Source organism: Aromatoleum anaerobium (assembly GCF_012910705.2).
Classification (GTDB): Bacteria; Pseudomonadota; Gammaproteobacteria; order Burkholderiales; family Rhodocyclaceae; genus Aromatoleum; species Aromatoleum anaerobium.
Genome location: NZ_WTVG02000038.1, coordinates 406,671 through 419,031, shown reverse-complemented (window position 1 = coordinate 419,031; position 12,361 = coordinate 406,671). Strand labels below are relative to the sequence as shown.

The window sequence follows — 12,361 nt, the reverse complement described above, 5'->3', positions numbered from 1 at the left end:
CCTTCCCTTGCCCCTTCCCGGCCCTTTGGCCTTTATGGAAGCCTTTAGGTATAGGGACGTTGCTTCGTGGGGCCACGATCAATGCGGCATGGAGCAATCCCGGCAAGCTGGGAGCGTCGTCAGGTCTCGCCCCTCGCAGAATTTCATTGCGGCCAGCACGGGCTTGGGTTTTCAGTTGGTCAGAACGCCGTAGCGTTTGAACAGTGCCTCGAAGAAGGCCTTGACGTCAGCCTTCGCCGTTGGCACCTGCAGCTCCCCTGCCCCGAAGCGAAAGACTTCATAGCCGGCGGATTTCAGCGCGCAATCCCGTGGGCGTCCCGCCCAGCAGTTGCATCCAATCATCGGCATCCAAGATCCACAGGCGTTCCAGCAAATCGTCGAACCTGCGGGCATCCCCATACAGCTCTTCGCTATTGAGCCTGCGCGCGACCTCGCGGCGGTACCGCTTGGGGATGGGCGGACACGCGCTGTCGCTCCAGAGGATGTCCTGAGTCTGGTTGCGCGTGGTGGCGTTAGGCGGGTGGCGCACCAACAGCTTGCGTGCAACTGCCGGCAGGTCCGTGTCCGCTACCGCGTCGAAGCTGGCGGTCATGCGCTCGCGCTTGGAACCATCGGCGGCAGGTGCAGGCAGTCCCAATTCTTCGCAAAGCGTCGGCAGCATGGTGTGTGTCCCGGCATCCTTCAGCCCGGTGACCAGAGGCTCCAGCAGATTGCGAAGTTGCGCGTAGTCCATGGTCGCGCGACTCAACCTCGCAGCGCCATGGCGCGCAGCAGCGCGTCGATCTGCCCGAACGCGTCCTGCTGCCACTGTTCGGGCGTGCGGTCGCCCAGCGCATGCGTGTCTTCGACGAAGCGCCTCACGCAGGTGGGACCATGGCCGTCGAAGGTGTCGAACTTCTCGGCGATGTGCCGGAAGCCGCGCTCGCCGCTGGGATGCCCCAGCAGTTGCCGACATTCCTGTGCCAGCACCTCGATACCGCCGGGATAGTTCCGCACGCAGTAGTAGATGTCGTAGGCGTCCTTCTGCTTGTAGCGGCCAGCCAGAGCATGGCCTTTCATCGCCAGCAGAGCGGGGATCGAGCACACCGCGATCTCCACGCGGTTGGTTCCGCCATCGGGCATCGGCCCCGCCACAGCGACCAGTTGGTAGAACCGCATCGCCAGGTCGGCGCCATCGGCCCGCTGCACCGCGAAGTCATTGATCAACGGAGGATCGTTCTTGACGATCTCCGCGTCACGCGGCATCAAGAAATCGACCACGACGTCGATCGCTTCCCCATCATCTCGCGCGGGAACCTGGCGAACCAGTTGAAAGCGCCGAAGCCCCTCGCGCTGGGCATATCCGTGGCCTTGAAGCGCGCCAATCAAGGTCGCATACTCGCCGTCGCCGAGCGCTTCCGCGTCCAGGCCGACGTCCACGTCGAGCGTGCCAACATGCGGCATGTCCTCGTTGGCCAGCAGCAGCCAAGGAACCGCGCCGCCGATGATGGCGAACCTGCCCTTGAAGCTGCCAAGGATCTGGCCGATCTCGATCAGCACCGATTTCACGGCCGCGGTCGTCCGGTCGTCGTATTCGGCGGCCGACTGTGGTTCCTGGGGTGTCATTTTGGCCATGAGAGCCTTTCTTGGCGCAAGTGCTCGGCGGCCTCGGCGCCGCGTTCGCCAGCAATGGACAGATCAAGGTAGGTCTGGATCGGGCTCGTGCAGACCGCGCCCGGCGCGGGTTCAATCGTGTCGGCGAGCAGTCCCGAATCCTTCGGCACGGTGATGACTACGTTCTCGCCTTTCGAGGCGGGCGCAAGCTTCAGCGCTGCCTGGAGCTTGCGCAGACCTTCCTCGTCGGCAAAGAAGTAGTGCGTGCCGGTGCGCCCGTAAGGGGCAAGCCACTGCGCTGCCGAAAAGGACGCGAAGGCAGCATGTCCGCGGCCGCCTTGTGTGCCCAGTGCACTCCGGGCCGCGTCTTCCAGCGCGCTGCCATGCAATGGCGTGTAGAACCGCATACGCTCACCTGACGGCGCGGCGTAGCTGTCGCGCCATGCGTCGAGCAGTGCGTCGGGCTCCGACAGGAGAAGGCCCTCGTCCGAGGCTCGTGCCCATTCCCGATCGATCAAGCCGGCGCGCACATTGCTGACATGCCCCAGGCTGACCCCGGAGATCTCCGATAGCTCGGCGACGCGCCTTGCACGGCCGGGTTCGCGCAGCATGGCGCGTAGAACCTGTGCCGACTTCGGCCTGAAAAGCGACTTGAGCTCACGTTGTTCAGCCGCTGGCTTGTCTGCCACCATGCGCTCTATGAACACGCCGCCGAAGGCGATCCGGGCGTTTCCCTCCAGATCGAGATAACCGACGCCCTTCTCTTCGCACAGTTGCCTCACTGCGGGTGAGATGTAGGGCGCCATGAAGACGGGGGTAGCCTGCGGGGCTCGCTGCGCCACATAGTCACGCAGTTCCAGCAGCGCAGAACGGGCGTATCGCGGTTGGCCGTTCGACTTGAATTCGCAGATGAGGAGGTGTTGCCGCCCGTCCACCAGCAGCCGTGCGATCAAGTCCGGTTCCCACTGGCCGGACACAACTTCGGACTCGATGCCTTCGATCTGGAGGATCGGGATCTTCTCAAGCAACTGCCGTAGCGCCTCGCCGGCACGGGCTTCTGCTTCGTTCATTGATTTGACCTCTTTCAGCGTTTGCTGAAAATACCACATTTCTTGAAATAGGCCACGAGATTTCACCGTTTTTGGGTCTTTCACCAGATGCTGAAAGCGGCCGTGGCGGTGAAATGCGGCGAGCTTGACCGCGCCGCGCTTTTGCTTGCGATGGATGCGAGGGTTGATGTCCTTGGCCACCAAGGCTCGTGCTTCGTCGCGCAGGGCCCGTGCCTCGCGAAGGGAAATCTCCGGGTAGGTACCCAGCGACATCCGTTTTGGCTCTTTCAGCCAGTAGTAGCGAAAGTGCCAGCTCTTGCCCCCGGTGGCCGTGACGGCCAGGAAGAGACCATCCATGTCCCTGAGGGTGTAGGCCTTGCCGGTGGCCTTGGCCCGACGCACTTCCAACTCTGAGAGTGCCATGTTCCAGCTCCTGAACTTGAGTCAGGAGCCAGATGCTTAACCCATCGACCTTCGCGCTCCACAAACAATCCGGAAGCCGCCGTGCCCGCAATAATGGACATAAAAGTCGCGGCTTCAGGTGGATTTCTGTGGATGTCCATGGAACATCGTGGCGCTTAAAAGTCGTCTTTGATCAACGACTTAGTGAGCTTCTTGGACATCCACGGAACTCCGTGGAAAGTGTGCGGTGGAGCGGGCGATGGGAATCGAACCCACGGCTCTAGCTTGGGAAGCTAGGGTATTACCATTATACGACGCCCGCGATTCAGCCCGATTTGCGCTGAACAGGGCTGCCATTCTAATGGCGGGCGCGGCGGCGCGCAATGCGTGAGTGCGCGCGCCTGGCGCCGGGGCTTCGTCGAAACCGGTGACAGGGCAAGCGTCCGCGGGGGGCGTGGTAAGATTTCGCTTCATTGCACCATCGACAGCTTCAGCATGATTGAGCTCATCATCAATGGCAAACCCGAGCGCCTCGACGAGGCGCCGTCGGTGCTCGCGCTGCTCGAAGCCAGGCAGCTCGCCAGCAAGCGTCTCGCGGTCGAGCGCAACGGTGAGATCGTGCCGAAAGGGCAGCATGCGCACACGCTGCTCGCCGACGGCGACCGGCTTGAGATCGTCGTCGCGGTCGGCGGCGGCTGAGCGCTGCTGCGCCGCCCCGGCGTGGCGGTCCGGCAACGGCCCGCGCGCCTTCATCAACCCGATTCCTACAGGCCGAACATGAACGACTCCCTGATGATCGCAGGCAAGTCCTACCGCTCCCGTTTGCTGGTGGGCACCGGAAAATACAAGGATTTCGCCGAGACGCGCGCGGCGATCGACGCGAGCGGCGCCGAGATCGTCACCGTTGCGATCCGCCGCACCAACATCGGCCAGAACGCCGATGAACCGAACCTGCTCGACGTGCTGCCGCCCGAGCGCTTCACGATCCTGCCGAACACCGCCGGCTGCTACACGGCGGATGACGCGGTGCGCACGCTGCGGCTCGCGCGCGAGCTGCTCGATGGCCACGCGCTGGTGAAGCTCGAAGTGCTCGGCGATCCGGTGAGCCTGTTCCCGAACATGCCCGAGACGCTGAAGGCGGCCGAAATCCTCGTCAAGGACGGTTTCGAGGTGATGGTGTACTGTGCCGACGACCCGATCCAGGCGAAGATGCTCGAAGAGATCGGCTGCGTCGCGGTGATGCCGCTGGCGTCGCTGATCGGCTCCGGCATGGGCATCCTGAATCCGTGGAACCTGCGGCTGATCATCGACCAGGCGACAGTGCCGGTACTCGTCGATGCAGGCGTCGGCACCGCGTCCGATGCGGCGATCGCGATGGAACTGGGCTGCGACGGCGTGCTGATGAACACGGCAATCGCGCACGCAAAGGACCCCGTGCTGATGGCCTCGGCGATGAAGAAGGCGGTCGAGGCCGGGCGCGAGGCGTTTCTTGCCGGACGCATGCCGCGCAAGCATTATTCGGCCGATCCGAGCTCGCCGACGAGCGGCCTGATCGGCTCCTGAACGAACATCGCGCGCCGCCTGCAATCCGGGCAGCGCGCGTCGCCCCTTTTCGCCGTGCCGCCGGCACTCGCGCCGGCACGGACCCGCACGACGTTACGATCCCTGACGATGACCCTCCCACCCCAGAACTCGCCGGAAACCGGGCATCCGTCCGCGGTTCCGGACGAATCGCACGCCGACCCGCAATCCTGTGCGTCGGCCCCGGGCGATCCGGAAGCGCGTTTTTCGAGCCGCTCGATCCGCAGTTTCGTGCTGCGCCAGGGACGCATGTCGGTTGCGCAGCAGCGTCACCTCGACGAGACGCTGCCCAAAGTCGGCATTCCCTACCGCGTCGCGCCGCTCGATCTCGACGCGGCGTTCGGACGCGCGGCGCCGAAAATCGTCGAGATCGGTTTCGGCATGGGCGAGACGACGGCGAAAATCGCCGCCGCGCTGCCCGACAAGGATTTCCTCGCGATCGAAGTGCATGGGCCGGGAGTCGGCAGCCTGTGCAAGCTGATCACCGAAGGCGAGCTGGGCAACGTGCGGATCGTCCAGCACGACGCGGTCGAAGTGCTGCGCGACATGATTCCCGAGCGGGCGCTGGCAGGCGTGCATGTGTTCTTTCCCGATCCGTGGCACAAAAAGCGTCATCACAAGCGGCGTATCATCCAGCCCGATTTCGTCGCGCTGGTCGCGTCCCGGCTCGCGCCCGGCGCTTATCTGCACTGCGCGACCGACTGGGAGGAATACGCCCGGTGGATGCTCGAAGTGCTCGCCGCCGAGCCGGCGCTGGAGAATACTGCCGACGGCTATGCCCCGCGTCCGGCTTACCGCCCGCTGACGAAATTCGAGAACCGCGGTCTGAAGCTCGGGCACGGCGTCTGGGATCTGGTGTTCAGGCGGCGCGGCTGAGCGAAGCACGCGTCGAACGGGAGATCTGAACGATGGTGAAACGCCTCTTTGGCTTTCTCGGCGCGGTGCTCGCGGGATTGTGGCGCACGCTCGACGTGCTGCGGCGCGTGGTCCTCAACGCGGTATTCCTGCTGTTGCTCGCCTTTGTCGTGGTGCTGCTGTGGCGCGCGCTGCCGGCGGTGCCGGACGGCGCGGCGCTGGTGCTGCGCCCGGCCGGTCCGCTCGTCGAGCAGACGACGTTCGAGACTCCGCTCGATGTGCTGCGCAATGGCGGCGTTGCGCCTTCCCAAACCGCACTGCACGATCTGCTCGAAGCGGTCGGGGCGGCGCGCGACGACAGGCGGATCAAGGCGCTCGTCATCGAGACCGACCGTCTCGGCCCGACCGGCCTGTCGAAACTCGCCGAACTGCGCGCCGCGATCGTCGCCTTCCGGCAGAGCGGAAAGCCGGTGTTCGCCCGCGGCGAGCGCTTCACGCAGGGGCAGTACTACCTCGCCAGCGTCGCTGACGAAGTCCATGTCGGGCCCGACGGCTTCGTGCTGCTGCAAGGGCTCGCGCGCTACATCAGCTATTTCGCCGGGGCGCTCGACAAGCTCGGCGTCAAAATGCACGTGTTTCGCGTCGGCGAATACAAGGCGTTCAGCGAGCCATTCACGCGCAACGACATGTCGGAGGCGGACCGCGAAGCGTCGCGCGATCTGCTCGAAGGGCTGTGGACCGGCGTGCGCGAGGGTCTCATCGCGAGCCGCCGTCTTGTGCCCGAGAAGCTCGACGCCTACGTCAGCGCTTACCCCGCCGCGCTCGCCGCGACCGGTGGCGATGCAGTGCGGGCGGCGCGCGATGCCGGCCTGATCGATCGCGCGAGCACGCGCGACGAGTGGCGCGAGCTGCTCAAGGCGCGCGTCGGCGCAAGCGAGGACGGCAAGGATTTCCGCCGCGTCGAGGCCGACGACTATCTCGCCGTAGTGCGCGCCGCGCGGCCGGGCCGGGACGAGCACGTCGCGGTGCTGGTCGCGCAGGGGGCGATCATCGACGGCAGCGACACGCAATCGGCGGTCGGCGGCGACAGCCTCGCGCACCTGATCCGCACGGCGCGCGAGGACGAGCGGGTGAAGGCGCTGGTGCTGCGCGTCGACAGCCCCGGCGGCAGCGCGTGGGCGTCGGAAGTGATCCGGCGCGAGCTCGAACTGACGCGCGAGGCGGGCAAGCCGGTCGTCGCGTCGATGAGTTCGGTCGCCGCGTCCGGCGGTTACTGGATCGCGACCGGGGCCGAAGAGATTTTTGCGAGTCCCGCTTCGCTGACCGGGTCGATCGGGATTTTCGCGCTGTTCCCCGAGCTCGCCGGAGCGCTCGACAAGCTCGGCGTGAATACCGACGGCGTCGCGACCGGCCCGCTCGCCGGCGCCTTCGACCCGCGCCGCCCGCTCGAACCGGCGGCGGCGAAGACGATCCAGCTCGGCATCGAACACGGTTACCGGCGCTTCCTCGAGACCGTCGCCAAGGCGCGCGACATGAGCGCCGCGGAAGTCGACACCGTCGCCCGCGGACGCGTCTGGACCGGCGAGGCGGCGAGCAAGCTGGGGCTCGTCGACCAGCTCGGCGGCCTCGAAGCCGCGATCGCCGCGGCAGCAACACGCGCCGGGCTGAAGCGCTATGAGACGGTCTGGCCGAGAGCGGACGTCGGCCCCGGCCAGCGGCTCCTGCAGCGCTTCGTCGCCATGCTGGCGTCCGTCGCCGGTCTTTCCGGCCTTTCGGGCCTTTCCGCGTCGCCCTTCGCCGTCGTCATCGACGGTTTGCAGCAGAATGCCGGCGAGCTGCTACGCTGGAATGACCCGCGCCACCTCTACACGCATTGTCTTTGCGAAGCGCTCTAGCCGAGGACGATCCCATGTCCACTCCCGATTTGCACCGCGTTGCCGTGCTGTCGCCGCGCCGCGCCCTGGTTGCCGTGCTGTGGCCGTTGCTGCTCGCCGCGTGCGCCGGTACACGCGACACGCCCCGCGAGGTGGATCTCTCCCCGGCAACGCGCGTCGGGCCGGATCAGCAGCTGTATTTCGAGCTCGCGAGCGGCGACTACGATTGCGAGCTCGGCGTGAAGGTGCGCGTCAGCCGCGACCTGCGCGACGCCAATCGTCTCGAACTGGGCTGGGCCGGCCGCTCGTTCGATTTGCGGCGCGACGCGTCGTCGTCGGGCTTGCCGCGCTTCGAGGCGCGCGACGCGGGACTGGTGTGGATCGACCTGCCGTGGAAGAGCATGCTGCTCGATTCGCGCGAGGACCGGCCGCTCGCGACGGAGTGCCGCCCGGCCTGACGCGCGCCGTGCACGGCCCGCTCCCGCGGGACCCGCTCAGTCGCGCAGGAACAGCGTCAGCAGATCGTTGAGGAAATGCCGGCCGCGCTCGGTCGGGCGGATGACGTCCGGCGTGACCTCGATTAGCCCTTGCTTGCGTGCCGTCTTCAGTTCGTCTTCGATCACCGCGAGCGGCAGGCCGGTGCGCTCGGCGAACAGGCGGGGCGGGACGCCGCCGGTCAGGCGCAGCGCATTCATCATGAATTCGAACGGCAGTTCGGTGACGCCGACCGGGCGGCGTTCCTGCACGAACTCGCGGTTCTTCGCCGCGTCGAGGTAGCGCCCGGGATGCTTGTGGCGCATCTCGCGCACGATGCCCTCGAAGCTCGACAGCTTGCCGTGCGCGCCCGCGCCGACGCCGAGGTAGTCGCCGAACGTCCAGTAGTTCAGGTTGTGGCGGCATTCCTCGCCGGGCCGGGCGAACGCCGACGTCTCGTAGTGGCGGAATCCCGCGCCGGCGAGCCGCGCTTCGATCGCATCCTGCATGTCGGCCGCGGTGTCGGTATCGGGCAGCGGCGGCGGGGTGTGGTGGAACGGCGTGTTCGGCTCGAGCGTCAGCTGGTAGCACGACAGGTGGGTCGCGCCGGTCGCGAGCGCGGTGTCGAGGTCGGCGAGCGCCTGCTCCGGCGTCTGTTCCGGCAGCGCGTACATCAGGTCGAGGTTCACGCGGTCGAAGTTCGCCAGCGCGGTGTCGATCGCGACGCGCGCTTCCCGCCCGTCGTGGATGCGCCCGAGGCGCACGAGCTGCGCGTCGTCGAAGCTCTGGATGCCGAGCGACAGGCGGTTCACGCCGGCAGCGCGGTAATCGCGGAAGCGGCCCGCCTCGACGGTGCCGGGATTGGCTTCGAGCGTGATTTCGGCCAGCGGGTCGAGCTGCAGCAGCATGCGCACGCCGGTCAGCAGGCGGTCGAGCGCCGCGGCCGACATCAGGCTCGGGGTGCCGCCGCCGATGAACACCGACAGCACGCGCCGTCCCCACACCTGCGGCAAGGCGGTCTCGATGTCGGCGAGCAGCGCGTCGATGTAGGCCTGCTCCGGGATCTCGGCCGTGCCGCCGCGCGATGCATGCGAGTTGAAGTCACAGTACGGGCATTTCTTCACGCACCACGGGTAATGCACGTACAGCGCGAGCGGCGGCGACGCCGTCAGTTGCGCGCGCTCCGGCAGTGGTCCGGGCGCCGCCGGGGCGGGCGCGAGGGGGATGATGCGATGGCGGGTCACAGCGGTTCGATGGACAGGCGGGCCAGCAGGTGACGCATCGCCGCGCCGCGGTGGCTGAGTGTGTTCTTCAGCTGCGCGTCGAGCTCGGCGGCAGTCTGGCCGAGCTCGGGGAGGAAGAACAGCGGATCGTAGCCGAAGCCGTTGGCGCCGCGCGGCGCGTAAAGGATCGTGCCGTGCCACTCGCCGTCGGCGATCAGCGGGCGCGGATCGTCGGCGTGACGCACCAGTACCACGACCGAATAGAAGAATGCACGGCGGTCGGGGCTGCCCGCGAGCCGCTCGACGAGCAGCGCATTGTTGCGCACGTCGGACTTCGGTTCGCCGGCAAAGCGCGCCGACTGCACGCCCGGTGCCCCCCCGAGCGCGGCGACGCACAGCCCGGAGTCGTCGGCGACCGCGGGCAGGCCGCTCAGCGCGGCGGCGTGGCGCGCCTTCGCGAGCGCGTTCTCGACGAACGTCGGGTGCGGTTCGTCGGCCTCCGGAATGTCGAATGCCGACTGCGGCAGCACCTCGATGCCGAGCGGCGCGAGCAGCGCCGTCATCTCGACGGCTTTCTTGGCGTTGTTGCTGGCGAGAACGAGCCGGGTCATCATGATTTCAGTTCCGCTCGATCGCCGCTTTCTGCGCTTCGACGAGCCGGCGGATACCGGACTCGGCAAGCTCCAGCAGCGCGTTGAGCTCGGCGCGCGAGAACGTCGCGCCTTCGGCGGTGCCCTGCACTTCGACGAAACCTCCCGAACCCGTCATGACAACGTTCATGTCGGTATCGCAGCCCGAATCCTCGGCATAGTCGAGATCGAGCACCGGCACGCCCTGGAACACGCCGACCGACACCGCGGCGACGAACTCGCGCAGCGGGCTGTGCGGCAGCTTGCCCTCGGCGACGAGTTTGCGGAACGCATCGTGGACCGCGACGCAAGCGCCCGTGATCGCGGCGGTGCGGGTGCCGCCGTCGGCCTGCAGCACGTCGCAGTCGATGACGATCTGGCGTTCGCCGAGCGCGCTGAGGTCGACGACCGCGCGCAGGCTGCGGCCGATCAGGCGCTGGATTTCCTGCGTGCGCCCGCTCTGCTTGCCCTTGGCCGCCTCGCGCGCGCTGCGCGTGTGGGTCGCGCGCGGCAGCATGCCGTATTCGGCGGTCAGCCAGCCTTGGCCGCGGCCGCGCAGGAACGGCGGCACGGTGTCCTCGACGCTGGCGGTGCACAGCACGCGCGTGGCGCCGAATTCGACGAGTACCGAGCCTTCGGCGTGGCAGGTGAAGTTGCGCGTGATCGTGACCGGGCGCAATTGGTCGGGGCGGCGTTGGCTGGGACGCATGAAGGATTCCTATCGGCTGTACTTGTGAATGGCGCGGTTGATTTCGGCGATCGCTTTCTCGATCTCGTCGTCGCTGATGTCGCCGGCGGCGGTCGGCGCGCGGGCATGTGCATGTCCGAAGACGTTGAGCTGCGTCGTGACCCGGTCGAGCGCCAGCGTCTGCGTCGAGTCCATGTCGTCGTGTGCTGCGCCGCTCTCGTCGTGCCAGCACATCGCGATCATCGACAGGTTGTCGCAGCCCGGGCCGGCGAGCTGCTCGGCGCGGTCCAGCAGCTTCGGCACGGCGTGCATGACATTGGTTCCGGCGAGCCCGTCGACGACGCCCTGGTCGCGTACCGGGCCCCACACGCCGTCAGTGCAGAGCGCGACGATGTCTTTGTCGCGCAGCGGCGTCGGCAGCGACAATTCGACCTGCGGCGCCCGCGTGCCGCCGAGACAGCTGTAGATGCGATTGCGTTCCGGATGATGCGCAGCGGCTTCGGCGTCGAGCAGGCCCTGGTCCATCAGCAGCCGCACGCGCGAATGGTCGCGCGTCTGTGCGGCGATGCGCCCGTGGCGCAGCAGGTAGAGGCGCGAGTCGCCGGCATGTGCCCAGTGCGCGAGGCCGTCCTGGACCACGCAGGCGACGACCGTCGTGCGCGGCGCGTCGTCGAGATCTTTGTCGAACGCATAGTCGACGATCGCGCCATGCGCATTCATCAGCACATGCGACAGAAAGTGCGCCGGCTCGGCAAGCGTCGGGGTCGCTTCGCGCCGGAACGCTCCGGTGATGAACTGCACCGCCAGATGCGCGGCAATGTCGCCATGCAGGTGTCCACCCATGCCGTCGGCGATCACCATCAGCAGCGCGTCGCGCGAATAACAGTATGCGAGGCGGTCCTGGTTGCTTTTGCGCCGGCCGATGCGGCTTTCCTGATAGATCGTGAATTTCATCGCGCGCCTCTCAAGTGCGACCGATAAAGGATTTGATGCGCGTGCCCAGGTCGCCGAACAGGCCGGCCGGGACCGCGTCGTCGTCGCCCCTGTGCATCAACCTTTTTTGCAGCGAATAGACGCTCTGGGGTCGCTCGAGCGGATCGAGCTTCAGGCACCAGTCGATCGTCTGCAGCAACTGCGCCGAATAGCGCGTGGCATACGCCTTGGTGGCCGGGACGAAAGTATCGCGCCGGCTGCGCTCGTCCGAGCGCGGCGGCGCGGTGCCGGCGATGCATGCGTACAGGCTCGCGCCGACGCTGTAGATGTCGCTCCACGGCCCCAGCGCGTCGCGGTTCGCGAACTGCTCGGGGGACGCGAAGCCGGGCGTATACATCGGTTTGAGCATCGCCTGGCCGGTCAGCAGGGTCTGGCGCGCGGCGCCGAAGTCGAGCAGCACCGGCGTGCCGTCGTTTCGTAGATAGACGTTCGACGGCTTGATGTCGAGGTGCAGCAGCTTGTGCGAGTGGACTTCGCGCAGGCCGTTGAGCAGGCGCGCGAAAACCGCCCGGATGAAGGCCTCGCGCACCCCGTCGCGGTGTTTGTGGATATAGTCGTGCAGCGTGCGGCCGCGCTCGAACTGCATCACCATGTACACTGTGCCGTTGGCGCGAAAGAAATTGAGCACCCGGACGACGTTCGGGTGCATCAGCTTCGCGAGCGAACGGCCTTCCTCGAAGAAGCATTTCATACCGTAGCGGAAAGCCGGCCGGTTTTCTTCCGTGACCTGCGGTTCGAACTCGCCGTCCTTGCGCAGCGCGAGAGAATTCGGCAGGTATTCCTTGATCGCGACCGCCGTGCCGTGGCGATCATGGGCGAGATAGACAATCGAAAAACCGCCAACGGAAAGCTGCCGCTCTATTTGGTACTGGTCCAGCTGGAAGCCGGAAGGCAGAGGGCAGTTGGCTTGAGGCGGCATCGACAGGAGGAAAGCCGGAGTCGGCTTTCCGCGGGATTTTCTTGATTGGGCCTGCAGTGTAAAGGATCGCGGCAGGTTCCC

General features: G+C 66.7%; 13 protein-coding genes and 1 tRNA gene. 5 read left to right on the top strand and 9 right to left on the bottom strand.

The window, feature by feature from the left end; all coding sequences use genetic code 11:
- Positions 1 to 277 precede the first annotated feature (277 nt).
- From GO606_RS10980 to GO606_RS10965, 4 genes are all read right to left on the bottom strand, one after another.
- Positions 278 to 733, bottom strand: coding sequence for a hypothetical protein (locus GO606_RS10980; RefSeq protein WP_246979490.1), 456 nt, complete (start codon positions 731 to 733; stop codon positions 278 to 280).
- Between the two features lie 11 nt (positions 734 to 744).
- Positions 745 to 1,614, bottom strand: a complete 870-nt coding sequence (locus GO606_RS10975) for a hypothetical protein (RefSeq protein ID WP_211166714.1) — start codon at positions 1,612 to 1,614, stop codon at positions 745 to 747.
- Complete coding sequence (locus GO606_RS10970; RefSeq protein ID WP_169119368.1) at positions 1,602 to 3,065, bottom strand: integrase arm-type DNA-binding domain-containing protein; 1,464 nt, start codon at positions 3,063 to 3,065, stop codon at positions 1,602 to 1,604. The genes GO606_RS10975 and GO606_RS10970 overlap by 13 nt, the downstream gene beginning before the upstream one ends.
- Before the next feature lie 227 nt (positions 3,066 to 3,292).
- A tRNA-Gly gene (locus GO606_RS10965) sits at positions 3,293 to 3,366 on the bottom strand.
- Between the two features lie 173 nt (positions 3,367 to 3,539).
- Between GO606_RS10965 and thiS the strand changes: the two genes are divergently transcribed.
- The 5 genes from thiS (at position 3,540) to GO606_RS10940 (ending at position 7,812) form a co-directional block, all read left to right on the top strand.
- Positions 3,540 to 3,743, top strand: coding sequence for a sulfur carrier protein ThiS (gene thiS, locus GO606_RS10960; RefSeq protein WP_169119367.1), 204 nt, complete (start codon positions 3,540 to 3,542; stop codon positions 3,741 to 3,743).
- A gap of 78 nt (positions 3,744 to 3,821) precedes the next feature.
- A complete protein-coding gene (locus tag GO606_RS10955; RefSeq protein ID WP_169119366.1) occupies positions 3,822 to 4,607 on the top strand; it encodes a thiazole synthase in 786 nt (261 codons plus the stop codon).
- A gap of 108 nt (positions 4,608 to 4,715) precedes the next feature.
- Positions 4,716 to 5,501, top strand: coding sequence for a tRNA (guanosine(46)-N7)-methyltransferase TrmB (gene trmB, locus GO606_RS10950; RefSeq protein WP_169119365.1), 786 nt, complete (start codon positions 4,716 to 4,718; stop codon positions 5,499 to 5,501).
- Positions 5,502 to 5,533: 32 nt separating this feature from the next.
- Positions 5,534 to 7,375, top strand: coding sequence for a signal peptide peptidase SppA (gene sppA / locus GO606_RS10945; protein ID WP_169119364.1), 1,842 nt, complete (start codon positions 5,534 to 5,536; stop codon positions 7,373 to 7,375).
- 14 nt (positions 7,376 to 7,389) lie between these two features.
- The gene (locus tag GO606_RS10940) at positions 7,390 to 7,812 is read left to right on the top strand and encodes a hypothetical protein (RefSeq protein WP_169119363.1); all 423 of its coding nucleotides are present in this window, start codon (positions 7,390 to 7,392) and stop codon (positions 7,810 to 7,812) included.
- Positions 7,813 to 7,848: 36 nt separating this feature from the next.
- Here GO606_RS10940 and hemW read toward each other — a convergent pair whose 3' ends face one another.
- Genes hemW through GO606_RS10915 form a run of 5 tightly spaced genes read right to left on the bottom strand, consistent with a single transcriptional unit; the run spans position 7,849 to position 12,280 of the window.
- Entirely contained in the window at positions 7,849 to 9,072 is a 1,224-nt protein-coding gene (hemW, locus tag GO606_RS10935; protein WP_169119362.1) for a radical SAM family heme chaperone HemW, read from the bottom strand.
- Positions 9,069 to 9,665, bottom strand: coding sequence for an RdgB/HAM1 family non-canonical purine NTP pyrophosphatase (gene rdgB, locus GO606_RS10930; RefSeq protein WP_169119361.1), 597 nt, complete (start codon positions 9,663 to 9,665; stop codon positions 9,069 to 9,071). Before rdgB ends, hemW begins: the two co-directional genes overlap by 4 nt.
- A 4-nt stretch (positions 9,666 to 9,669) precedes the next feature.
- A complete protein-coding gene (gene rph / locus GO606_RS10925; RefSeq protein ID WP_169119360.1) occupies positions 9,670 to 10,389 on the bottom strand; it encodes a ribonuclease PH in 720 nt (239 codons plus the stop codon).
- Between the two features lie 9 nt (positions 10,390 to 10,398).
- Entirely contained in the window at positions 10,399 to 11,322 is a 924-nt protein-coding gene (locus GO606_RS10920; protein WP_169119359.1) for a PP2C family protein-serine/threonine phosphatase, read from the bottom strand.
- Between the two features lie 10 nt (positions 11,323 to 11,332).
- Positions 11,333 to 12,280, bottom strand: coding sequence for a serine/threonine protein kinase (locus tag GO606_RS10915; RefSeq protein WP_169119358.1), 948 nt, complete (start codon positions 12,278 to 12,280; stop codon positions 11,333 to 11,335).
- Between the last annotated feature and the right edge of the window lie 81 nt (positions 12,281 to 12,361).